Annotated in this window: 16 protein-coding genes; 13 read left to right on the forward strand and 3 right to left on the reverse strand. The window is 71.8% G+C overall.

Annotation, left to right across the window (positions count from 1 at the left end; translation table 11 throughout):
• Positions 1-123: 123 nt before the first annotated feature.
• Positions 124-4,794 carry an ATP-dependent helicase gene (locus AB0C15_RS08095; protein ID WP_357349930.1) on the reverse strand — a complete coding sequence of 1,557 codons (4,671 nt, stop codon included), beginning with the start codon at positions 4,792-4,794 and terminating at the stop codon, positions 124-126.
• A 178-nt stretch (positions 4,795-4,972) separates the two neighbouring features.
• Between AB0C15_RS08095 and AB0C15_RS08100 the strand changes: the two genes are divergently transcribed.
• The 13 genes from AB0C15_RS08100 to AB0C15_RS08160 all read left to right on the forward strand — a co-directional run bounded on the left by AB0C15_RS08100 (position 4,973) and on the right by AB0C15_RS08160 (position 21,269).
• Positions 4,973-5,359 (forward strand): hypothetical protein, encoded by a 387-nt coding sequence (locus AB0C15_RS08100; RefSeq protein WP_357349932.1) that lies wholly within the window; start codon positions 4,973-4,975, stop codon positions 5,357-5,359.
• A 227-nt stretch (positions 5,360-5,586) separates the two neighbouring features.
• Positions 5,587-5,757 (forward strand): hypothetical protein, encoded by a 171-nt coding sequence (locus AB0C15_RS08105; protein ID WP_357349934.1) that lies wholly within the window; start codon positions 5,587-5,589, stop codon positions 5,755-5,757.
• A gap of 305 nt (positions 5,758-6,062) precedes the next feature.
• Entirely contained in the window at positions 6,063-8,897 is a 2,835-nt protein-coding gene (locus AB0C15_RS08110; RefSeq protein ID WP_357349936.1) for a Na+/H+ antiporter subunit A, read from the forward strand.
• Positions 8,894-9,373 carry a Na(+)/H(+) antiporter subunit C gene (locus AB0C15_RS08115; RefSeq protein ID WP_357349938.1) on the forward strand — a complete coding sequence of 160 codons (480 nt, stop codon included), beginning with the start codon at positions 8,894-8,896 and terminating at the stop codon, positions 9,371-9,373. Before AB0C15_RS08110 ends, AB0C15_RS08115 begins: the two co-directional genes overlap by 4 nt.
• A complete protein-coding gene (locus AB0C15_RS08120; RefSeq protein ID WP_357349940.1) occupies positions 9,373-10,878 on the forward strand; it encodes a Na+/H+ antiporter subunit D in 1,506 nt (501 codons plus the stop codon). The genes AB0C15_RS08115 and AB0C15_RS08120 overlap by 1 nt, the downstream gene beginning before the upstream one ends.
• Positions 10,879-11,138: 260 nt before the next feature.
• Positions 11,139-11,702, forward strand: a complete 564-nt coding sequence (locus tag AB0C15_RS08125) for a Na+/H+ antiporter subunit E (RefSeq protein WP_357349942.1) — start codon at positions 11,139-11,141, stop codon at positions 11,700-11,702.
• Positions 11,699-11,962: a monovalent cation/H+ antiporter complex subunit F gene (locus AB0C15_RS08130; RefSeq protein WP_357349944.1), complete on the forward strand. Its 264-nt coding sequence runs from the start codon at positions 11,699-11,701 to the stop codon at positions 11,960-11,962. The genes AB0C15_RS08125 and AB0C15_RS08130 overlap by 4 nt, the downstream gene beginning before the upstream one ends.
• Positions 11,962-12,291 carry a monovalent cation/H(+) antiporter subunit G gene (gene mnhG, locus AB0C15_RS08135; RefSeq protein WP_357350341.1) on the forward strand — a complete coding sequence of 110 codons (330 nt, stop codon included), beginning with the start codon at positions 11,962-11,964 and terminating at the stop codon, positions 12,289-12,291. Before AB0C15_RS08130 ends, mnhG begins: the two co-directional genes overlap by 1 nt.
• Before the next feature lie 153 nt (positions 12,292-12,444).
• Entirely contained in the window at positions 12,445-17,460 is a 5,016-nt protein-coding gene (locus AB0C15_RS08140) for a fibronectin type III domain-containing protein (RefSeq protein WP_357349946.1), read from the forward strand.
• 200 nt (positions 17,461-17,660) lie between these two features.
• On the forward strand, positions 17,661-19,016 hold the full coding sequence (locus AB0C15_RS08145) for a hemolysin family protein (RefSeq protein WP_357349948.1): 1,356 nt from the start codon (positions 17,661-17,663) through the stop codon (positions 19,014-19,016).
• Between the two features lie 52 nt (positions 19,017-19,068).
• Positions 19,069-20,133, forward strand: coding sequence for a hemolysin family protein (locus AB0C15_RS08150; RefSeq protein WP_357349949.1), 1,065 nt, complete (start codon positions 19,069-19,071; stop codon positions 20,131-20,133).
• Positions 20,130-20,288 (forward strand): hypothetical protein, encoded by a 159-nt coding sequence (locus tag AB0C15_RS08155; protein WP_357349951.1) that lies wholly within the window; start codon positions 20,130-20,132, stop codon positions 20,286-20,288. Before AB0C15_RS08150 ends, AB0C15_RS08155 begins: the two co-directional genes overlap by 4 nt.
• Positions 20,289-20,336: 48 nt before the next feature.
• Positions 20,337-21,269 carry a sporulation protein gene (locus AB0C15_RS08160; protein WP_357349954.1) on the forward strand — a complete coding sequence of 311 codons (933 nt, stop codon included), beginning with the start codon at positions 20,337-20,339 and terminating at the stop codon, positions 21,267-21,269.
• A gap of 290 nt (positions 21,270-21,559) precedes the next feature.
• On the opposite strand, the gene leuE is transcribed toward AB0C15_RS08160, so the two are convergent.
• Both leuE and AB0C15_RS08170 read right to left on the reverse strand, forming a co-directional pair.
• Positions 21,560-22,231 (reverse strand): leucine efflux protein LeuE, encoded by a 672-nt coding sequence (gene leuE / locus AB0C15_RS08165; protein WP_357349956.1) that lies wholly within the window; start codon positions 22,229-22,231, stop codon positions 21,560-21,562.
• Positions 22,231-23,475 carry a bifunctional pyridoxamine 5'-phosphate oxidase family protein/GNAT family N-acetyltransferase gene (locus AB0C15_RS08170; RefSeq protein WP_357349958.1) on the reverse strand — a complete coding sequence of 415 codons (1,245 nt, stop codon included), beginning with the start codon at positions 23,473-23,475 and terminating at the stop codon, positions 22,231-22,233. Before AB0C15_RS08170 ends, leuE begins: the two co-directional genes overlap by 1 nt.
• Positions 23,476-23,506: the final 31 nt, after the last annotated feature.

Below are 23,506 nucleotides of genomic sequence, written 5' to 3' on the forward strand. Positions count from 1 at the left end.
GTTGTTGTTTTGACCTTGATGTCTGTGAGTCATCACGATGACTCACAGACATCAGGCTCTCTGCGGGATTGCCCTCGGCGGCGCCTCGGCTGGCTGGTTGGGCATCGAGCACCAATCGGCGGGTCAGCCGCGCAGGCGTAGGCCGCGCGGGGTGGCCCGGAAGCCGGCCGTGGTCAGCGCGTCGCGCAACGGTGAGGAGTGCACCGCCTCGCCGTCGGCCCGCTCCACCGACATCGCGCCCAACGCCCCGGAGTGGACGGCGTCGGCGAGCGCCTTGCCGGCCGCGGCGAGCGTGTCGGTGTCGTCGCTGAAGGAGAGCAACGTCCGGCCGCCGCGCTCGACGTAGAGGACGAGGTCACCGCCGACCTGCACCACCAGGGCGCCCGCCTTGCGGCCGGCCCGGTGCCCGGTCGCCGGCGCGGCCCCGTCGCCGGAGTCGACCACCCGTTCCGGCCAGGGCAACGCCGCGCCGTACGGGTTGGCCGGGTCGGTCGCGGCGAGCACGGTGGCCGCCCCGCCCCGGCCCCGGGCACCGTCGGTCGGCTCGGCCAGCGCGCGCAGCCGGTCCACCGCGCCGGGTACGGCGAACTGCGCCGCGCCGAGCCCTTCGACGAAGTAGCCCCGGCGGGCCGCGCCGCGCTCCTCTAGGGCGGAGAGCACCGGGTAGACCGCCGAGAACCCGCCGGCCACCTGCTCCGCCATCACCGCACCCCGGGTGACCACCCCGTGCCGCTCCAACAGCAGGTCGGCAAGCGCGGCGGCCCGGCGGGTCGGGTCGAGGTCGCGGTCCGGAAGGCGGGACCAGCGGCCGGCGACCGTCGGTGGGCCACCCCGGGTCGGCAGCGCCACCCGACCGGGCCGCCGGTAGCGGGTGCGCGGCGCGGACGGCCGGGAGCGGTGTGCCCCACCAGCGCCGAGCACCGCGCGCAGCGGAGCGAGGGTGTCGTTGGTGAGGTGCCCCGCCCAGACCAGATCCCAGATCGCGCCGGTCAGCGCGGCGTCGTCGGTCGAGCCGACCCGGTCGGCCAACGAGCGGAAGAACAACGCCTGCCCGTCGCCGAGCGCGTCGAGCACCGCGTCGTGCAGCGGAGTACGGGTCAACGCCTCGTCCGGCGCTGGGAGCAGCAGTGGCGCGGCGTCCGCGTACGCCAGGGTGACCCAACCGTCACCCCCGGAGATCGCGCCCGACCCGGCCCAGAGCACCTCCCCGCTCGCGCACAGCTCGTCGAGCTGGGCGGGGGAGTAGTCCGCGACCCGTGCCGGCAGCACCAACCGTTCCAGGGCGGACGCCGGCACCGCCGCCCCCTGCAACTGCTCCACCGTGGCGGCCAGCGCCTCCACCCCTCGCGCCGACGAGCCGACCTGCTGCCAGCGGGGCAGGAACGTGGCGAGCGCCCGGGGCGGCACCGGCTCGATCTCCCGGCGCAGCGCCGCGAGCGAGCGGCGGCGCAGCATCCGCAGCACCTCGGCGTCACACCACTGGGCGCCGGCCGAATCCGGGGTGAACTCCCCGGAGACCACCCGCCCGGTCGCGGCGAGCCGCCGCAGCGCCTGCTCGACGACGAACACGCCGAGCCCGAAGCGGGCCGCGCAGCTGGCTGCGGCGAACGGCCCGTGGGTGCGGGCGTAGCGGGCCACCAGGTCGCCGAGCGGATCGGCCACCGGGGCGAGGTACGCCTCGGCCACCCCCACCGGCAACGCCACGCCGAGGGCGTCGCGCAGGCGGGCCGCGTCCTCGACGCCCACCCAGCGCTGCTCGCCCGCGATCCGGACCCGCAGCACCCGGCGGGTCGCCTCCAGCTCGGTCAGCCACGCCTCCGGCACACCCCGCTCGGTCAACTCGGCGTCGCTCAGGTCACCGAGCACCCGCAGCAGCTCCACGACGTCCTCGGCGTCGCGCGGGCGGCGCTGCTCGGTCAGCCACCGCAGTTGCCGGTCGGTCTCGGTGAGCACCGCCGGGTCGAGCAACTCCCGCAGGTCGACCCGGCCGAGCAGCTCGCCGAGGAGCGTGGAGTCCAGGGCGAGCGCGGCGGCGCGACGCTCGGCCAGCGGAGCGTCGCCCTCGTAGAGGAACGCGCCGACGTATCCGAAGAGCAACGACCGCGCGAACGGCGAGGGCGCGCTGGTCTCCACCTCGACCAGCCGCACCTTGCGGGTGGCCAGGTCACGCATCAGCCCGGCCAGCGCCGGCTGGTCGAAGACGTCCTGAAGGCACTCCCGGGCCGCCTCCAGGGTGACCGGGAAGTCCGCGTACTCGCGGGCGACGTCGAGCAGTTGCGCGGCGCGTTGCCGCTGCTGCCAGAGCGGTTGGCGGCGGCGCGGGTCACGGCGCGGCAGCAGCAGCGACCGCGCGGCGCACTCCCGGAAACGGGCGGCGAAGAGGGCCGACGTGCCGACCGACTCCTCCACGAGCTGAGTGATCTCGTCGGGTTCGAAGACCACCACGTCGGCGCCGGGGGGCTCGTCGGCGGTGTCCGGAAGGCGCACCACGATGCCGTCGTCGGAGGGCATCACCTGGGCGTCCACCCCGTACCGCTCGGCCAGCCGGCGGCCCACCGCGAGCGCCCACGGCCCGTTCACCCGGGCGCCGAGCACGCTGTGCACAGCCAGTCGCCAGTCGCCCAACTCGTCGCGGAACCGCTCCACCACGACGGTGCGGTCGTCGGGCAGCGAGCGGGTGGCCTCCCGCTGCTCGCGCAGGTAGGCCATCAGGTTGCTGGCGGCCCAGTCGTCCAGCCCGCCGTCGCGAAGCGCGGCGAGTGCCGCCTCGTCGGTCTGTCGCAGCAGGGTACGCACCCGGGCGCCGATGGCCCGGCCCAGCTCCACCGGCCGACCGAGCTGGTCGCCCTTCCAGAACGGCATGCGCGCGGCCTGCCCCGGCGCGGGCGAGACCAGCACCCGGTCCGGAGTGATCTCCTCGATCCGCCAGGAGGAGGAGCCGAGCAGGAAGACGTCACCGACCCGGGACTCGTAGACCATCTCCTCGTCCAGCTCGCCGACCCGGGCGGCCCGCTCGGCGCCGGCCAGGAAGACCCCGAACAGGCCCCGGTCGGGGATGGTGCCGCCGCTCGTCACCGCGAGCCGCTGCGCGCCGGGGCGGCCGGTGAGCTGGTCGGTGGCCCGGTCCCAGACCAGTCGGGGACGCAGCTCGGCGAACGCGGTGGACGGGTAGCGGCCGGAGAGCATGTCCAGTACGGCGTGCAGCGCCGAGTCGGGCAGCTCGGCGAAGGGCGCGGCCCGGCGGACCAGCACGGCCAGGTCGCCGAGCGCCCACGGCTCCAGCGCCACCATCGCGACGATCTGCTGGGCCAGCACGTCCAGTGGGTTGCGCGGGTAGTGCAGTTCCTCGATCGCGCCGGCGGTCATCCGTTCGGCGACCACCGCGCAGGAGAGCAGGTCGCCGCGGTGCTTGGGGAACACCACCCCACGGGAGACGGCACCCACCTGGTGCCCGGCCCGGCCGACCCGTTGCAGCCCGGCGGCCACGCTCGGTGGTGCCTCGATCTGCACCACCAGGTCGACCGCGCCCATGTCGATGCCCAGCTCCAGGCTGGAGGTGGCCACCACCGCCGGGAGCTGGCCGGACTTGAGCGCCTCCTCGATGTGCTTGCGCTCCTCGCGGGAGACGCTGCCGTGGTGGGCGCGGGCGATCACCGGAGCCGCGCCGCCGGCCGCGCCGGACTGGGCCATCACCTCGGCCGGCGGCCGGTTGCGCACCGGACCGGCCGGGCCACCCCAGCGATCCGCGCCGGATGCCGGGCCGTCGTCACCCACCGGGCCGTCGCCCGCCGACAACCCCTCCGGTACGACGATCGCGTCCTCGTCCGACGCGGACGCGGCCACCGCCTCGGCGGCCAGCTCGTTGAGCCGGGCGCAGAGCCGCTCGGCGCTGCGCCGGGAGTTGGTGAAGACGATCGTCGAGCGGTGCTGCCCGATGAGGGTGAAGACCCGCTCCTCGACGGCCGGCCAGATCGACGCCCGGCGTGGCCCGGGGCCGCCGAGGTCGTCCTCCGGTGGCTGCTCCTGCTCGTCCAGGCGGGTCATGTCCTCCACCGGGACCTGCACGCTGACCTCGATGGTCTTCGGCGTGGCCGGCTGCACCACGTCGACCGGGCGGGCACCACCGAGGAACTGCGCGCAGGCGTCGATCGGCCGAACCGTGGCCGACAGGCCGATGCGCTGCGCCGGGGCGGGCAGCAGCTCGTCGAGGCGTTCGAGGGAGAGGGCGAGGTGGGCGCCGCGTTTGCTGCCGGCCACCGCGTGCACCTCGTCGACGATCACCGTCTGGATGCCGCGCAGCGAGTCGCGGGCCGCGGACGTGAGCAGCAGGAACAACGACTCGGGCGTGGTGATGAGGATGTCCGGAGGGGTGCGGGCGAAGGCTCGTCGCTCGTCGGCGGGCGTGTCGCCGGTGCGCATGCCGACGGTGATGTCGGGCGGTGCGACGCCCAGCCGGGTGGCCGCCTGCCGGATGCCGGCCAGCGGAGCGCGCAGGTTGCGCTCCACGTCGACGGCGAGGGCCTTGAGTGGGCTGACGTAGAGCACCCGGCACCGCTGGCGGGCCTCGGCGGGCGCCGGCTCGCGGGCGAGCCGGTCCAGTGACCAGAGGAAGGCCGCGAGCGTCTTGCCCGAGCCGGTGGGAGCCACCACGAGCGCGTTGCGACCGGCGGCGACCGACCGCCAGGCGCCGGTCTGCGCGGCGGTCGGGGCGGCGAATGCGTTGTCGAACCAGGCGCGGGTGGCCGGGCCGAACCCGGCGAGCACCGCGCCGGCGTCTGTGTCTGCCCCGGTCACCGGTCCATCGTGCCCCGCCGGTCCGACAACTACGAACGATCTCGCGACGGAATGGGCGAGCAAAAGGCAAAAAGCGTGGAACGTGCGCTTAATACGTTAAGTCTCACTTAACTGCTTGCTTCTAAGGAGCAACATAAAGTAACTTCACTCGCAACGCGACCCGGGGTGAGGGGATTTGATGGCCGGCGAGCAGCGCACCGTCGAAGCGGGCACCGACGTGCTGATCCGCAAGGTCGACAGCCACCTCGCCGCGCTCCGCACCGGCCTGCACGGCCCCGAGCTCGAACTCGCCGAACGTCTCGCCCGCTGCCTGCGCGAGCTGGTCCTCTGCACCGCCCAGGCCAGCGCCGCCGACCGAGGTCAGGTCCGCGTCGCCGTCCACTACTTCGTACTGCGTCGCGAGAGCCGCGGGCGTCTGCTCGCCGTGCGGTCGCTGACCGCCGCCGAGCGGGTGGTCGACCGGGTCGCCCGCCAACTCGGCCGCCCCGACCTGCTGGTCGAACTCCGTCGCGCCCGCCCCACCCCCGACGACGCGCAACCCCTCAACAACGCCCTACTGACCTAAAGCCCCGGCCCCGCCGTGCGCGGCCCCGGGCGACCTTGGCCCAGCCGAATCTCGGCCCTGCTGGCCCTGCCTGTCGGGCCCGGCCACACCCTGCCTTCCCGGATTTGCCTTGCGCGGTGCGGCCCGGCCGCGCCCCGCTCGGCCCGTCCCGGCCCCGCCCGATCGATCATGGAGTTGTGGTGGGGGATCTCTGCCCCAAAAGCTGGTAATCCGGGCACCATAACTCCATGATCGACGGGGCTGAGCAGTGGTGCTCCGCGATCTTGCACTTGCTGTCGTGGCATTCGGTGCATTCCCCGCATCTCGGCAACAGGAAGTGCAAGATCGGCGCGGGTGGGCACGGGGTCGAGCGGGCGGGCAAGATCGGCGCGGGTGGGCAGGGTTGCGCGGGCGCGTAGGGGGGCGCGCGGTTGGTGGTCGGGGGTCGCGCGTGGCTGGGCCTGGGTGCGCGGGTCGCAGAGGTTGCGCGGGCGGGTGGGGGTCGGGTGGGTGGGGCGGAAGGGCGCGGGTGGGACGGAAGGCGCGGGCGGGGCCGAGGTGCGTGGGCGGGGCGGGGGGTTGCGCGGTGGGCTCGGGGTTGGGGTGGGGTGCGGCTTGACGGGCTAATTCCGGCAAAACCGCCCGGCGAAGGACGAACTGGCGTCTGATCGCTGCTAGGCGCCACCGCTGCCACGGGCGTCGGCCATGTCGATCGGGAGCGCAGGTGCTGGTACTGCTCATCCTCCATGTCGTGGCGGCCCTCGCCGCGCCCCTGCTCGTTCGCTTGTGGGGTCCGCGCGCGTGCTACCCGCTGGCGCTCGCGCCGGCCGCCGCGTTCTGCTGGGCGGTGGCCCGCACCCCGACTGTCGCCGACGGTGGGGCGGTGGTCGAGACGTACCCGTGGATCCGGCAGTTGGGCCTCGACATCGCGTTCCGGCTCACCACGTTGTCCTGGCTGATGACGCTGCTGATCGGCGGCGTCGGAGCGTTGGTGCTGGTTTACAGCGCCCGTTATCTCAGCGCCGGCTCCGTCGGGTTGGCGCAGTTCGCCGCGGTCCTGGTGGCCTTCGCCGGCGCGATGCTCGTCCTGGTCTTCGCCGACGACCTTCTGCTGCTCTACGTCGGCTGGGAGCTGACCACGATCTTCTCGTACCTGCTGATCGGGCACAGCACCGAACGACGGTCCAGCCGGTGGGCGGCGGCCCAGGCATTGACTGTCACGACGCTCGGCGGGCTCGCCATGCTCGTCGGTTTCATCATGTTGGGCGAGCACGCCGGCACCTACCGCTGGTCGGAGATCAGCGCGCAGCCGCTGCCCGGCGGCGGGTACCTGGTGGGTGCCGTGCTGCTGATCCTGGCCGGGGCGCTGTCCAAGTCGGCGGTGCTGCCGTTCAGCTCGTGGCTGCCGGTCGCGATGGCGGCGCCCACACCGGTCAGCGCGTACCTGCACGCCGCCGCGATGGTCAAGGCCGGTGTCTACCTGGTCGGGCTGCTCGCGCCGGTGCTCGCCACGGTCGGCCCGTGGCGGCCGGTGGTCCAGGTCGCCGGCGTGGCGACCATGTTGCTCGGTGGTTGGGCCGCGCTGCGTCAGACCGACCTGAAGCTCCTGCTGGCGTACGGGACGGTCAGCCAGCTCGGCCTGCTGGTCGCGGTGACCGGCTCGGGAACCCCGGAAGCCGCCCTGGCCGGCACGGCGATGCTGTTGGCGCACGCCCTGTTCAAGGCGGCGCTGTTCCTGGTCGTCGGCATCATCGATCACAGTGCCGGTACCCGTGACCTGCGCGAGTTGTCCGGGCTGCGGCACTGGTCCCGGCCGTTGTTCGTGGTCGCGGTGCTGGCCGCGGCGTCGATGGCCGGGGTGCCGCCGATGGTCGGCTTCGTGGCCAAGGAGGCGGTGTTCGCGGCGTTCACCGACCAACCGGCGCTCCTCACCGGCCTGGTCGCCGGGACGGTGCTCACCGTCGCCTACAGCGCCCGTTTTCTCTGGGGCGCGTTCGCTGACCGGCCCGGCGTGGACCCGGTCCCGCCGGGGCCGATCGCCGCGTCACTGCTGGTACCACCCGCGGTGCTCGCCGGTGTCGGTCTGCTCGCCGGCCCGGCCGCGAGCGTGCTGGACGAGCTGCTGAGCCCGTACGCCGATCTGCTCGGCGCGGTCGACGCGCACCTGGCGCTCTGGGCCGGACCGACCCCGGCGCTCGGCCTGTCCGTGCTGGCGCTCGTCGCCGGTGGCCTGCTCTTCGCCGTGCGTGGGCCGCTCGCCCCGGTGCTGGCCCGGCTCCGTTCGCCGGTGGGGGGCAACCAGGGGTACGAGTGGGTCGTGGGTCGGTTCGACCGGCTGGCCATCGAGGTGACGAGTGCGACCCAGCGCGGCTCGCTGCCGCAGTATCTGGGCGTCATCCTGGTCACCCTGGTGCTGGTGCCGGGCACGGCGATGGTCTCGGCCAGCCCGTGGCGGGCGCGGCTTCCGCTCTGGGACAGCCTGCCGCAGCCGGTGGTCGTGCTGGTGATCACGGTGGCGGCGGTGCTCGCGGTCGGTGCCCGTCGCCGGTTGACCGCGATGCTGCTGGTGGGCATGACGGGCTACGGGACGGCGATGCTGTTCGTGCTGCACGGGGCGCCCGACCTGGCGCTCACCCAGTTCCTGGTGGAGACCTCGACGATCGCGGTCTTCGTGCTGGTGCTGCGTCGCCTGCCGGAGCGGTTCTCGGCGCGCCCGCTGCGCCGTACCCGTTGGGTCCGCCGGGTGATCGGGGTGGCGGCGGGTGTGGTGGCCGCCGGGCTGGCCCTCACCGCCGTCGGCGCCCGACGGGCACCGGACATCTCCGCGGCCTTTCCGGATCTCGCGGTGGTGCACGGGTACGGCCGCAACGTGGTCAACGTGACCCTCGTCGACATCCGGGCCTGGGACACGATGGGTGAGCTGGCGGTGCTGGTGGTGGCCGCGACCGGGGTGGCCAGCCTGATCTTCGAACGGTCCCGCACGGGGCCGCGGCCGCAGCGGGTCGAGTCGGACGAGCGGGTGAGTGGGCGTGGCCGGCCGGTGTGGCTGCGCGGCGGCCCCACCCTCTACGAGGAGCGCCGTTCGCTCGTGCTGGAGGTGGTCATCCGGCTGATCTTCCACACCGTGGTGCTGTTCTCACTGTTCCTGCTCTTCTCCGGGCACAACGCGCCGGGTGGCGGGTTCGCCGGTGGTCTGGTGGCGGGTCTCGCCCTGGTGGTCCGTTATCTGGCCGGCGGCCGGTACGAGTTGACCGAGGCCGCCCCGATCGGCGCCGGCGCGATTCTCGGCGCCGGGTTGGCGGTGGCGGTGGGCAGCGGCGTGGTGGCGCTGCTGATCGGTGGGTCGGTGCTGGAGAGCGCGAAGGTCGACCAGGCCCTGCCACTGATCGGCGACGTTCATCTGGTCACGTCGCTCTTCTTCGACATCGGTGTGTACCTGGTCGTGATCGGGCTGGTGCTGGACATCCTGCGCAGCCTCGGTGCCGAGGTGGACCGGCACATCGAGGCGACCGGGACGGGCACCGGCGGGCTGACCGTCGACAAGGAAGGACGGTCATGACGGAGAGCGGTGCGGGGCCGACGTTGGTGCTGGTGCTGGCCGTCGCGGTACTTGTCGGCTGCGGGGTGATCCTGTTGTTGGAGCGCAGCCTGACCCGGATCCTGCTCGGGGTGATCCTGCTCGGCAACGGGGTGAACCTGTTGATCCTGTTGGGCGGGCGGTCGGGCGGGGCACCGATCGTCGGCACGGGTCCGGTGGGGCGGATGAGTGATCCGCTGCCGCAGGCGATGGTGTTGACGTCCATCGTGATCACCTTCGGGTTCACCGCGTTCCTGCTCGCGGTGGCGTACCGCAGTTGGTACCTCTCCGGCGACGACGAGGTGCCCGACGACCTGGAGGACCGGCAGATCATCCGCCGGGCCGGCCGGAAGGAGGCGGGCGCGGTCGACCTCGGTGGGGAGGGCCCGAACGGTGACCCGGAGCAGGTCGATCCGGAGCCGGCCCGTCGGCGGCTTCGACGCGGGGACGACACGTGATGAGCACACTGGTGCCGTTGCCGGTGGTGGTGCCGCTGCTCGGTGCGGCGTTGACCCTGCTGCTGGCCGGCAAGCCTCGGCTCCAGCGCGCGATAAGCGTGCTGTGCCTGTGCGGCACCCTGACGGTGGCGGTGCTGCTGCTGGTGCAGGCATACCGCTTCGGGCCGGTGGTGGTGGCGGTCGGGGCGTGGCCGGCGCCGGTCGGCATCGTTCTGGTGGCCGATCAGCTCGCGGCGCTGATGCTCGTGGTGTCCTCGGCGGTGACCCTCTGCGTGTTGCTGTACTCGGTCGGCCAGGGGCGCAGCGACACGAGCGAGACCACGCCCGTGTCGATCTTCCACCCGACGTATCTGGTGCTCACCGCCGGTGTCACGAACGCGTTCCTGGCGGGTGACCTGTTCAACCTCTTCGTGGGCTTCGAGATCCTGTTGGCCGCCAGCTTCGTGCTGATCACCCTGGGTGGCACCGAGACCCGGATCCGGACCGGGTCGACGTACGTCGTGGTCAGCATCCTCTCCTCGATGATCTTCCTGACGTCGGTGGGTCTGGTGTACGCGGCCACCGGCACACTCAACCTCGCTCAACTCGCCCAGCGCCTCGACGAACTGCCCGACGGGGTCCGGCTGGCACTGGAGCTGATGTTGCTGCTGGGCTTCGCGATCAAGGCGGCGGTCTTCCCGCTGTCGGCCTGGCTGCCGGACAGCTACCCCACCGCACCGGCGCCGGTCACGGCCGTCTTCGCGGGTCTGCTCACCAAGGTGGGCGTCTACGCGATCATCCGCACCGAGACGTTGCTGTTTCCCGGCGGGCGTGCCCACGTGCTGCTCATGGTCGTCGCCGGGCTGACCATGGTGATCGGCATCCTCGGTGCGGTGGCCCAGTCCGACATGAAGCGACTCTTCTCGTTCACCCTGGTCAGCCACATCGGTTACATGATCTTCGGGGTGGCGTTGAGCACCGCAGCCGGGCTCTCCGGCGCGATCTTCTACGTGGTGCACCACATCACCATCCAGACCACGCTGTTCCTCGTCGCCGGGCTGGTCGAGGAGCGCGCCGGAAGCACCGACCTGCGCCGCATCGGCGGGCTGGCCCGGGTGACCCCGCTGCTCGGCGTGCTCTTCTTCATCCCGGCCATGAACCTCGCCGGAGTGCCACCGTTCTCCGGTTTCCTCGGCAAGCTCGGCCTGCTCCAGGCCGGGGTGGCGACCGGCGACCCGCTGCCCGGGGTCCTGGTCGCGGCCGGCACGCTGACGAGCCTGCTCACCCTGTACGTGGCGTCCCGGGTGTGGAACATCGCCTTCTGGCGCGCGCCCCGGCTGGCCACCAGTGAGCCGGTCGTCCAGTTGCCGAAGCTGATGGTGGGCGCCACCGTGGCCCTGGTCGCGCTCGGACTCGCGTTGACAGTCCTGGCCGGTCCGCTCTTCGACGTCACCGCCGACGCAGCCGCCGACCTGCGGATGCGTACCCCGTACGTCCGTGCCGTGCTGCCTGGCGGCGCACCGTGACCGGCCCCGACGAGCCGGCCCCCGACGCGACCGGGCCCACCGGAATGGAGCCGGCCCCCGACGCGACCGGGCCCACCGGAACGGAGCCGGCCCCCGACGCGACCGGGCCCACCGGAACGGAGCCGGCTCCCGACGCGACCGGGCCCACCGGGACGGAGCCGGCTTCCGACGCGACCGGGCCCACCGGGACGGAGCCGGCTTCCGACGCGACCGGGCCCACCGGGACGGAGCCGGCTTCCGACGCGACCGGGCCTACCGGGGTGAGGCCCGGCCGGCTCGGGCGCTGGCGGGACCAGGCGGTGGCGCTCGGGTGGCTGGTGCTGGTCTGGAGCCTGCTCTGGGGCGACATCAACGGGGCCAACCTCGTTGGTGGCCTGCTCGTCGGCGGGGCCGTGCTGGTCTTCTTCCCGCTGCCCGCGGTCAGCTTCGGTGGCCGGCTGCGGCCGGGGGCGCTGTTGGTGTTCGCGGGCCGGTTCGCCGCCGAACTGGTCAGCGCGAGCCTGCACGTCGCCCGGATCGCCGTGCAGCCCGGCTACCGGCCGCGCGGGGCGATCGTCGGGGTCCGGTTACGGGTGTCCACCGACCTGAACCTGGCGCTCACCGCCGAGGCGGTCTCGCTGGTGCCGGGCACGCTGATCCTCGAAGTGGACCGGGATGCCGCCACGCTCTACCTGCACGTGCTGGACACCCACCGGCCAGCGGACCTGGACGTGGCCCGGGAACGCACGCTCACCGTCGAACGACGGATCATCCGCGCGGTGGGCTCCGCCGCCGAACTGCGCCTCGTCGAGACTGGCTCGTCCGAGAAGGGAACCCGCCCGTGACCACGTTCCTTGCCGTCGTCCTCACCGCGTTGTTGTCGGTGACGGCGCTGCTCGCGCTGCTGCGCCTCTACCGTGGCCCGTCTCTGGTGGACCGGGTGATCGCCGCGGACATGCTGCTGGCCACCATGGTCGGCGCGGTGGGCGCCGAGGCGGCGGTCAACCGGCACGCCACCACACTGCCGGTGCTTGTCGTGCTCTCCCTGCTCGGCTTCGTGGGCTCGGTGTCGCTGGTCCGCTTCGCGGTTCGGGAGCAGCGGTGATCGCGACGATCGCGGACTGGCTCGGCGCGTTCTGCCTGGTGGCCGGCGCTCTGCTCGGCCTGGCCGCCGCGATCGGCGTCCTGCGCTTCCCGGACGCGCTGTCCCGGATGCACGCGGCCACCAAGCCGCAGGTGCTCGGGGTGCTCCTGTTGCTGCTGGGCATCGCGTTGCGGCTGCGCTCCCCGGCGGACCTGGGCATGATCCTGCTGGTGGCGGTCTTCCAACTGGCGACCGCGCCGGTCGCGGCGCAGATGATCGGGCGGGCCGCGTACCGGTCGGGGCGGCTCGACCGGAGCCTGCTCGACGCCGACGAGCTGGCCGACCGGTGACCCGCTCCGGCCGGGGTGTGGTCACCGGGCTGACTTAGCACACACTCCTGATCTATCTCTAGATATAGAAGTATCTATCGCACGCCTGAATGTCTCTTGCTGCCTCGAATCGACCGCTGTGACGATGTGCGCGCCTCACAACGGGAGACACAAATGAAGAGACATTCACGGGCCCGGGCCCGTGTCGCTGGCGCACTCGTCGGTGCGGTGACCCTCGGCCTGCTGGTTGGCGTGCCCCCCGGGCCTGCCGCCGCCGCCCTGCCCGAGGGCGGCATGACGGCCGCCGCACTCAACACCGAATTCAACTCGTACGGCGACACCGGCGGCAAGTGGACGAGTGGCGACAGCACCGTCTCGATCCCGCTGCCGGACGGCCGTAACGCCTGGCTCTTCTCGGACAGCCTGATCGGCACCGTCAACGCGGACCACACTCTGCCGAAGAACACCCCGATGGTGAACAACTCCATCGTGGTGCAGGACGGATCCGACCTGGTCCAGACACTGCACGGCGGTTCGGCCGCCGCACCCACCTCGCTCGTCCGTCCGACCGATGGCAGCGCCGACAAGTACTGGGTCGGCGACGGCACGGTCGAGAGTGGCGTGCTACGGGTGGTCTACCAGCGGATGAAGACGACGGGCACCGGGCCGCTGGACTTCGCCCAACTGGACAGCGCCGTGGTCACCTTCGACCTGCCGGCGCTCACCGTGCGGAGCATCGTGGACCGGGGCTACGGCAACCGGATCGCCTGGGGTTCAGCGGTGCTCGAGGACGGCGCGTTCACCTACATCTACGGGGCCGAATCCGTCGGTCAGATGCGTTTCGCCCACGTCGCCCGGGTACCGGCCGGCGGACTCTCCGGTGCCTGGCAGTTCTGGACCGGCAGCGGCTGGTCCACGGCCCAGGGCGATTCCGCTCGGGTGCTGTCCGGCGTCGGCGCCGGTTTCGGCATGCAGAAGGTGGGCGGCAACTACGTTCTGGTCACCCAGGAGAACAACCTGATCTTCTCGGCCGACTTCGTGGCCTACACCGCCAGCTCGCCCACCGGGCCCTTCGCCGGTCCGGTGCCGCTGTTCACCGCCCCGGAACCGACCACCATCGCGGGCAGCATGGTGTACGACTCCCGCGTGCACCCGGAGTTGGCACGCTCCGGGAAGCTGTTGGTGTCGTACAACGTCAACAGTCTCGTCGCGGACGCCGTCTACGCCGACGTGAGCACCTACCGGCCCCGGTTCGTCGAGGTCGACTGGCCCCGGCCCACGCCCGATCCGGCCGCGGTGCCCGCCGCGCCCACCGCCCTGACGGCGCAGGCCGACAGTAGCGGCGCCGTCAGCCTGCGCTGGCAGGCGCCCGCCGGCACCGCTCTGACGTACGAGGTCCACCAGCGGGACGTGACGGCGGGGCAGACCCACTTCGCGCGGGTCTCCACCGGGATCACCGGGACCTCCACCGCGCTGAGTGTGTTCTACGAGACCGGCCACGCCTACGAGTTCCGGGTCGCGGCCCGCAACACCGCCGGGGCCGGACCGCTCTCCGCTCCCGCCACGGTGACGGTCACCATCGGAGTGCCCACGGCGCCGACCGGTCTGGTGGCTGCCGCCGCTGACGGCGGTGCCATCACGCTCAACTGGAACACCGTTCCGAACGTCTGGCGCTACGAGGTCTACCGGCGTGACGTCACCGCCGGCGAGACCGAGGCCAGCCGGCAGTGGGACTCCTCCCCGCAGGACACCACTCTCACCATGAACGGTCTGGAGAACGGCCACCAGTACGCGTTCCAGGTGGTGGCCGTGCACGGCGGCGGCGAGTCGCCACGGTCGGTCGAGGTGACCGCGACGGCGTTCTACAGCAGACCGTCGACGCCCACCGGGCTGACCGCCACCACCCAGACCACCGGTGAGATCAAACTCCAGTGGACGCACACCAACAGCACCGACTGGTTCTACGTCTACCAACGCGACGTGACCGCCGGCGAGACGGACTTCACCAGGCTGGAGTGGCCTGTCGACACCTGCTGCACGATGACCGCGGGCGGCCTGGCGAACGGGCACACCTACGAGTACAAGGTCACCGCCCTCGGCAAGGGCGGCGAGTCGGCGCAGTCCGGCTCGGCCACGGCAACCGCGCAGCAACCCCTTCCGGCCACCCCCACCGCCCTGGCCGCGGCCGCGCAGCCGGACGGCAGCATCAAGCTCACCTGGCAGCAGTCGCAGCCCGAGGTCTGGTTCTACGTCTACCAGCGCGACGTCACGGCCGGCGAGACGGACTTCACCAGGCTGGAGTGGCCTGTCGACACCTGCTGCACGATGACCGCGGGCGGTCTGGTCGACGGGCACACCTACGAGTACAAGGTCAGCGCGCTCGGTGCCGCCGGTGAGTCACCGACGTCCGCCGTCGCCTCCGCGACCGCGGACGTCGCGGCGCCCGCCGCCCCGACCAACCTGCGGGCTACGGCCGGGAACGGTCAGGCGGTGTTGACCTGGGACGGTGTCGCCGACAACTGGCACCTGGTGTACGTGCGGGACGTGACCGCCGGCGAGACGGTGTTCAACCAGCTCGAGTTCCCGGTCACCACCTGCTGCACGATGACAGCCGGTTATCTCACCAACGGCCATCGCTACGAGTTCAAGGTGACCGCCAGCGGGTCGGGCGGGGAGAGCACGGCGAGCAACGTCGTCGCGGTGACGCCGACGGCCCCGCTGCCCGCCGCTCCCAGCGCACTGACCGCCACGGCCCAGGCCGACGGCACCATCAAGCTGGCCTGGACGGCCCCCGGCCCGGATCTCTGGTACCAGGTCTACCAGCGGGACGTCACCGCCGGGGACGCTACCTTCACCAAGCTCGCCACCCCGGTCACCAGTTGCTGCACGATGACCGCTGGTTACCTCACCAACGGCCACTCGTACGAGTTCAAGATCGCCGCGATCAACTCCGGTGGCGAGGGCCCCACCGGAAACGTGGTGTCCGCGACGAGTAGCCAGCCCCGTCCGGCCGCACCGACAAACCTGCGTGGTCAGCCGGCCGGGTCCGGCACCATCGAACTGAACTGGGACGCGCCGGCGCCCGGCCTTCTCTACTGGGTCTACCAGCGCGATGTCACCGCGGGGCAGGCGACGTTCACCAGGTCCTCGCTGCCCAGCAGCACGAACTCGGCGACCCGGGGCTATCTGGCCGACGGCCATGTCTACGAGTTCAAGGTGACCGGTGAGAGTCAGGGCGGGGAGGGTGTCGCCTCGGCGACCGTCCGGGTCACCGCCGTGGGCGGGGCACCTCAGGCGCCGAGTGGGCTGACGGCCACCGCCGGCGACGGCAAGGTGGTCCTCAACTGGACGGCCAGCCCGACCGGCGGTTCCTGGTACCAGGTCTATCTGCGCAACGCGAGCGCCGGCCAGTCGTGGCAGAAGGTGGGCACTCCGGTCACCACCTGCTGCACCATGACCGCCGGTTACCTCACCAACGGCGATGTCTACGAGTTCAAGGTCACCACCATCAACGGCGCCGGGGAGTCCACGCCGACGTCGGTGGCCAGCGCCAAGCCCTTGCCACCGGTACCGGCCGCGCCGTCCGGCCTGACCGCCACCTCGGGAGACGGGAAGGTCGTCCTGAACTGGACGGCGAGCCCGACCGGCGGCGTCTACTACGACGTCTACCTCCGCGACACGACTGCGGGACAGTCCTGGCAGAAGGTCGCACTGCCGGCGACCTGCTGCACGATGACCGCGGGCTACCTCACCAACGGCCACCGCTACGAGTTCCGGGTGGCGGCCAGCAACATGGCCGGTCAGTCGGCGACCAGCAACGTCGCGGCGGCTACCCCCCTCCCGCCGTTTCCCCAGGCACCGTCCGGCCTGACCGCCAGTGCCGGCGACGGCAAGGTGACGCTGCGATGGACGGCCAGCTCCACCGCGAAGGTGTACTACCTGGTGGAGTACCGGGCCTCCGGCGCGGCGAACTGGACCCGGCTCAAGTTGCCGGTCACCCAGTGCTGCACCTTCGTGGCCGGGTACCTCGGCAACGGCACGACCTACGACTTCCGGGTACGTGCCACCAACCAGGCGGGGGACAGTTCTCCGAGCAACACCGCGTCGGCCCGGCCCATGCCGCCGTTCCCGCAGGCGCCGTCCGGGCTGAGCGCGGCGGCCGGGAACGGCAAGGTGACGTTGACGTGGACCAGGAGTTCGACCCCGAACGTCTACTACCTGGTCGAATACAAGACGAGCACCTCGTCGACCTGGACCAGGGTCAAGGTGCCGATCACGTCGTGCTGCACCTTCGTGGCCGGCTACCTGGGCAACGGCACCACGTACAACTTCCGGGTGCGGGCGACGAACATGTCCGGTGACAGCACGCCGAGCAACGTCGCCTCGGCCAAACCCATGCCGCCCGTGCCCACGCGCGTGTCGTCGATCTCCGCCAGCTCCGACGGGGTCAGCCAGGTGAGCCTGAGCTGGACCAGGAGCAGCACCGCCGGGGTGTACTACTGGATGGAGTACCGGACTGCCGGGGACTGGCACTGGATTCGTCTGCCACTGCCTGCCACGGGCACCTCCGCCTCCCTGAAGTACGGATTCTCGGACGGCGAGTTGCACGAGTTCCGGGTGGTCGCCTTCAACATGTCCGGGGAGAGCGCCGACTCCCCGATCGCCGAGGCGGTCGTGCAACGGTCCGAGTACGCGAGGACCCGCGGCGGAAACGACCTCAACGGCAGTAACCTCGTCGCCACCCGGGTGTTGGGGGGCGGAAGTTGGTGTGACCCGGGCTTCGGCTCGCGGGTGTGCTACGGCACCTCCCCGGCAGGAAATCAGCCGGCAACCGTCGGAGACTACTTCTTCTACGGCGGCAGCGAGAGTTCGTACCGGTCCCGCCTGCGGTGTGAGGCGTACAAGCGGGCGAACATCCGGTTCGGCTACGGACGGACCTCCGCCGACATCAGGGGCCCGGACATCCCACGGCACGAGGTGATCCACTCCGACGCGTACGCGCGATACCCGACCGCGGCGAACTTCCTGGCGGACTACGGAATCCAGTCGGCCTACTCGAAACTGACGACTGGGAACACCTACGAGGGGAACAGGTTCGAGAAGGAAGCCAATCTCTACTGGGGCGGATACTTCGTCTTCGATACGGCTCGTCGCTACGGCGGCACCTCCGAGTGCAACTGGTTGTACTGACCCCGCACCGACCCGGCAGGCGGCCCCGGACTCCGTCCGGGGCCGCCTGCCGGCATCGCGACCATCTCTCAGCGGGCCTTCAGCGGGGATGGATAAAATGGCGGCATGATCGACTCTTCTGCCCAGGAGGGCAGCAGTAGCCAGCCGGGTCGTGCCCGGCATATCCCCGTACCGACGACCCCGGGAGCCCTGAGCGACCCGTGTTGATCGTCGTTGGTCTCCTCTTGATCGTTGTTCTCACTGCCGCCACCGGTTACTTCGTGGCGCAGGAGTTCGGCTACGTCGCCGTCGACCGGGGCAAGCTGCGCCAGCTTGCCGACGACGGCGACCCGGCCGCCGCCCGGGCGCTGACCGTCACCAGCCGGCTCTCCTTCATGCTCTCCGGCGCCCAGCTCGGCATCACCGTCACCGCCCTGCTCGTCGGTTACGTCGCCGAGCCGTACCTGGGCGGTGGGCTCGCCGACCTGCTCGGCGTGGCCGGCGTCAGCGAGGCGGTCAGTCTGCCGCTGTCGGTGGCGTTGGCCCTGGTCATCGCGACCATCGTGCAGATGGTGCTCGGTGAGCTGGCCCCGAAGAACCTGGCCATCGCGCGGGCCGAACAGCTGGCTCGGGCGCTGAGCCGGTCCACCCTCGTCTACCTTGCCATCGCCGGGCCGCTGATCCGGCTCTTCGACCGGGCGTCGGTCCGGCTGCTGCGCCGGGTCGGCATCGAGCCGATCGAGGAACTGCCCAGTGGTGCCACCCCGGCCGACCTGGAGCAGATCATCGCCGAGTCCCGCGAGGAGGGCAGCCTGGACGCCGAGATGTCCACGCTGCTCGACCGAGGTCTGGACTTCCGCGGGCTGACCGCCGGGGAGGCCATGGTGCCCCGGGTCGACGTGCACACCGTACGGGCGCACGAGCCGGTCAGCCGGGTGGTCGAGCTGCTGGACACCGGTCACTCCCGCTTCCCGGTACGCGGTGCGGAGGGCGTCGACGACCTGCTCGGCATCGTCGGCATCGCCGACGTGCTCGGCGTACCCCCGGGGGAGCGGGCCACCACCCCGGTGAGCGCGGTGGCCGGGCCGCCGCTGCTCGTACCGGAGACGTTGCCCCTGCCCACGGTGCTCGACCGCCTGCGGTCCGGGCACCGGCAGATGGCGGTGGTGGTCGACGAGTACGGCGGCTTCGCTGGCGTCATCACGCTCGAGGACATCGCCGAGGAACTCGTCGGCCCGATCCGCGACGAGGACGACCCACCGGAACGGGCGCCGGCCCGGCAGGACGACGGGTCCTGGGTGGTGCCGGCCCGCTGGCGGATCGACGAGGTCGCCGACAGCACCGGCATCGCGCTTCCCGAGGCCCCGGAGTACGACACCCTGTCCGGTTTGGTGATGCGGGAGCTGGGCCGGGTGCCGGAGGTCGGCGACCGGCTGGAGATCAGCCTGCAACCCGAGGGGGCGGACGGCGAGGACAGCGAGACGGAGCCCCGGGCACTTGTCGAGGTGCTGGCCGTGGACCGGCACGTGGCCGACTCGGTGCGGTTGCAGCTGAGCAAACCCGAGGTGACCGCATGAGCGCGGGGAGTGAGCTTGCGAGCCCCGCAGTCGCGAATGAAGGACAGCGCCGATGAGCCCGGGAATCGCCCTGTTCAGTTCGGTGATCCTGCTGGCGCTGAACGGATTCTTCGTGGCCGCCGAGTTCGCCCTGGTGGCCAGCAAGCGCTACCGCCTGGAACAGGCGGCGGCGAACGGTGGTCGGGCGGCGCGTGCCGCGCTCGACGGCGTCCGCGAGTTGTCGCTGATGCTGGCCGGCGCGCAGCTCGGCATCACCCTGTGCACCCTGGGCCTCGGTGCCCTGGCCGAGCCCGCGATCGAGCACCTGCTCAGCCCGCTGCTGCACGCGGTGGGCCTCCCGGACGCGGCCAGTCACCTGATCGCTCTGGTCTTCGCCCTCGGAGTGGTGACCTTCCTGCACCTGGTGGTGGGGGAGATGGCACCGAAGTCGTGGGCGATCACCGATGCGGAGCGCTCGGCGACGCTGCTCGCGCTGCCGTTCCGCGCCTTCGCCCGGGTCTCCCGGCCGGTGCTCTCCGCGCTGAACGCCCTGGCCAACGCGATCCTGCGACTGTTCGGCGTCAACCAGCAGGACCAGCTGGCCCAGGTGCACGGGCCGGACGAGCTGCGGATCCTGCTGGAGCAGTCCCGTGAGCACGGGCTGCTCGGTGCCGAGCAGCACCAGTTGCTGACCAGCATGCTGGAGTTGCAGGGCACCTCGGTGGCGCAGGTGATGGAGCCGTTCTCCACCATGGTCACCGTCCGTCGGGACGACCCGGCCGGGCGGATCGAGGAGGTCAGCCGGGACAGCGGCCGGTCCCGGCTCGCGGTGCTCGACGAGGCGGGTGACGTGTGCGGTCTGGTGCACGTCCGGGAGGCGGTACGGGTGGTCACCACCGGCCGGGTCGCCACTGCCGGCGAGCTGATGACGCCGGCGTTCACCCTGCCCGCGACGTCGTCGGTCACCGAGGCGGTGGCGGCGATGCGGGCCCGACAGTCACAGCTCGCGTTGGTCCGTAACGGCGGTGGCCCGGCCCGGCCGATCGGCTTCGTGGCGCTGGAGGACCTCCTGGAGGAGGTCATCGGTGAGTTCGACGACGAGACCGACACGGTGCCCCGCGGGCGGCGCATGAGGTGAGAGCCGACCCGGCCGCACGTTGTTGGTGCGGCCTGGCGGTGCTGCTCGGCGTGGCGGTGCTGCTCGGCCCGGCGGTGCTGCTCGGCCTGGCGGTGCTGCTCGGCGTGGCGGCGTTGCTCGGCGTCTGCGCGCTTGAGTGGCCCCCGTGCGGGTAGGCGCGCCTGGTGGGGCCGGCGGAGCCCTGTCCCAGGAAGGGGCGCGCGGTGCGGCTGACGGGCGTGTCACCGGAGTCCGGTCGTACCGGGCTGTCGGTGCAGACCACGCTGGCCAACCCGAGTACCCGCCCCGGCCTGCGCCTGCCCGGACGGGTGACCCTCGCGGCCGGCCCGGACAACGTGCTGGTGCGGCACATTCGACTCGGTCTCGTCACCACCGTCGAACCGGACGACCCGGCCGGTGCCCGCCGTCTCCTGCAGTTCCACCAGGTGCCGATCGCCGGCCGGTTCGTCGTACCGGCAGGTCGGCGCCGGGCTGTCGACTTCGCGTTCCCACTGCCGTGGGAGACCCCGGTGACCACCTTCGGTGGGGTGCCGCTGCTGAGCCTGCGAATGGGCCTGCGGACCGAGGTGTCGCTCGACCCCGACCTCGACCAGGGTGCCATGGTGCCGGTCTTCGTGCACCCGATCCCGACTCAGCAGCACGTGCTTGCGGCGCTGGACACGCTGGGCTTCATGATCCGTCAAGCCGGCCTGGTCGAGGGCGGGTTGCCGGGGGTGGAGCACACCCTGCCGTTGCACCAGCGGTGGGGCTACTGGGTGGGGCCCCTCTACGCCGGCCCGATCACCGAGATGGAGGTGATCTTCGTGACCAATTCGGCTGGTCTGGAGGCGATCCTCTGGATGGACCGCAAGCTGGCGTTGGCCGGCATCACCCACCAGAGCATCAGCCGGTTCCGGATCTGGCACGAGAACGCCGACCGGCGGGACTGGGTGGCCACCGTGGACGGCTGGATCCGCCAGGCCATCAACCGGCACGCCGAAGCGGCCGCACACGCCGACTGGTCCGCGCAGATCACGCACTCGGCCCACGTCAGCCGCCATCCCGACCGACCGATCCAACCGGGTTACGGCCTTGGCGGCACCGCCGGCGGTGCCGGGGTAGGAGGCGGCGGCTCCGGAGGCGGCGACGGCACCTGACCCCCCAGGCCGCAGCCCTTCGCCCCGCCCCGCCGCCGCCCTTCGCCCGCCCTCGCCGCCGCCCCGCCGCCGCCCTCGCCCGTCGATCATGGAGTTGTGGTGGGATGAATATCCCGTTCCGCCCCTTTAATGAGGCACCACAACTCCATGATCGACGCGTGCGAAGGCCGCGTCGCCGCCGACCTCCGCGATCTTGCAGTTTCTGCTGCGACAAATCAGGTCAGAACGTGCAGTTCGACGACCGAAAGTGCAAGATCGCGGCCGGCCGGCCGGCGCGGGGAGGGGCCAGGTCAGCCGGCGGTGGCGGTGGCTAGTTTGAGGCTGAAGGCCAGGAAGAGGGCTGCCACGGCGGTGGTGCCTCCGGCGGCCAGGCGTCGACGTTGGCGGAACTGGGCGGCCAGGAAGGTGCCCGCGAAGATCAACGCGGTCAGGTAGATCGCGCTGGTCACCTGGGCGATCAGCCCGAGCAGCAGGAACGACAGCGCCGGCCAGGCGTAATTGGGGTCGACGAACTGGATGAAGAACGAGATGAAGAAGAGGATCGCCTTCGGGTTCAGCAGGCTGATCACCAGCGCCTTGCGAAACGGGCTGCGCATCGCCGCCGGCTCCGCGGCGTCGATGAGCCGCGGCGTGCTCGGGTCGTTGCGGTCGCGCCAGCGCCGCACGGCGCCGAGCAGCATGGTCACCCCGACATAACCGAGGTACGCGGCACCGGCGTACTTGATCACCATGAACAGCGGCGGGTACGCCTTGAGCAGCGACGCCACCCCGGCGGCGGAGAGGAACATCAGCACCCCGTCGCCGACGAACACTCCACCGGCGGCCCGGTAGCCGACCGCGACGCCCCGCTTGGCCGCGGTGGAGAGCACGAAGAGTGAGTTCGGCCCGGGCAGCAGGATGATGGCCACGGTGCCCAGCACGTACGTCCAGATGTCGGTGATCCCCAGCACGCCCGCCATCATCACGCCACCGGTGCCGTCCGCAGAAGTCTTTCTCGCAGCCTGGCCTGTGCGTTCGGCCACTCGTCGACGGTCATCGCGTACTGCACGGTGTCCCGCCAGGAGCCGTCCGGGCGTTGCCGGTGCATCCGCAGCACGCCTTCCCGGGTCGCGCCGAGCCGTTCGATTGCCGCCTGGGAGCGAACGTTGCGGATGTCGGTGTGCCAGGCGACCCGGACCGCGCCCAGGTCGTCGAAGGCCCGGCCGAGCAGCAGCAACTTCGCTTCGGTGTTGATCCCGGTACGCCACCAGGGCCGGCCGAGGAAGGTGTGCCCGATCGCGACCGCCCGCCGCTCCGGGTCGATCTCGTAGTAGGAGGTGCTGCCGACCACCGCTCCGGTCTTCGCGCACCGCTGCACCCAGGCCACCCGTTCGCCCTGGTGCTGGGCGGCCAGGGCGGTGCCGATCACCTCGGCGGTTTCGGCGGGCGTGGTGGGCGGCGCGACGCTGAGGTGCCGCCACACCTCCGGGTCGGTGGTGGCGGTGTGCAATTCGTCGGTGTGCGCCACCTCGAGTGGCTCCAGCCGAACGTGCTCGCCGTGCAGCGGCACCGGGTCGTGCCACGGCGTACGGGGCGTCCGCAGGTACGCGGGCAGTGGTGCGGTGACTCCGGCGTCCGGTTCGGGTGCCCCGGCGGTGAGGCGCAGTGGCAGCACCCCGGCCCAGTGCGGTAGGTGCATGTCGTCCTCGTCCTCGCGGACCCCGCCGGTGCGGGCGCGGACGGACACCTCGCGCAGGGGCAGCGCCAGTACCGCGGTTTCGGCCAGCTCGCGACGGCTCGGCGGTCGGGTGGCCGTGCTGCGTCCCGCGCCGACCTTCTCGACGAGCGCGGTGAGCATGGCGAGCTTCTCCCGCTCGTCGGTGACGAGTCGGGCGGTCCCGTGCGCGACGACCGAGCGGTAGTTGGCGCTGTGGTGGAACTGGGAGCGGGCGTAGACCAGGCCGTCCAGCAGTGTCACCGCGACGCAGACCGGCAGCCCGTCGTCACCCCGGGCGGCGAGCAGTGGCCGACTTCCGGTGGAGCCGTGCAGGTAGAGGGTGTCGCCGATGCGGACGTGCAGGGTGGGCAGCACCCGGGGCTGGCCGTCGACGACGAAGCTGAGCGCGCAGTCGTAGGCCTCGTCGAGCACGGCGTGGGCGGCGGCCTTGTCGTAGCTCATCCTGTCGCGGGAGCGGTGGGGGGTGGTCCGGGCGGTCGGCGGAAACATGCGCGCACCCCTTTGTTCTAGTACAATCCCT

Origin of the sequence: Micromonospora sp. NPDC048835, assembly GCF_040649995.1 — a bacterium.
Lineage (GTDB): Bacteria > Actinomycetota > Actinomycetes > Mycobacteriales > Micromonosporaceae > Micromonospora.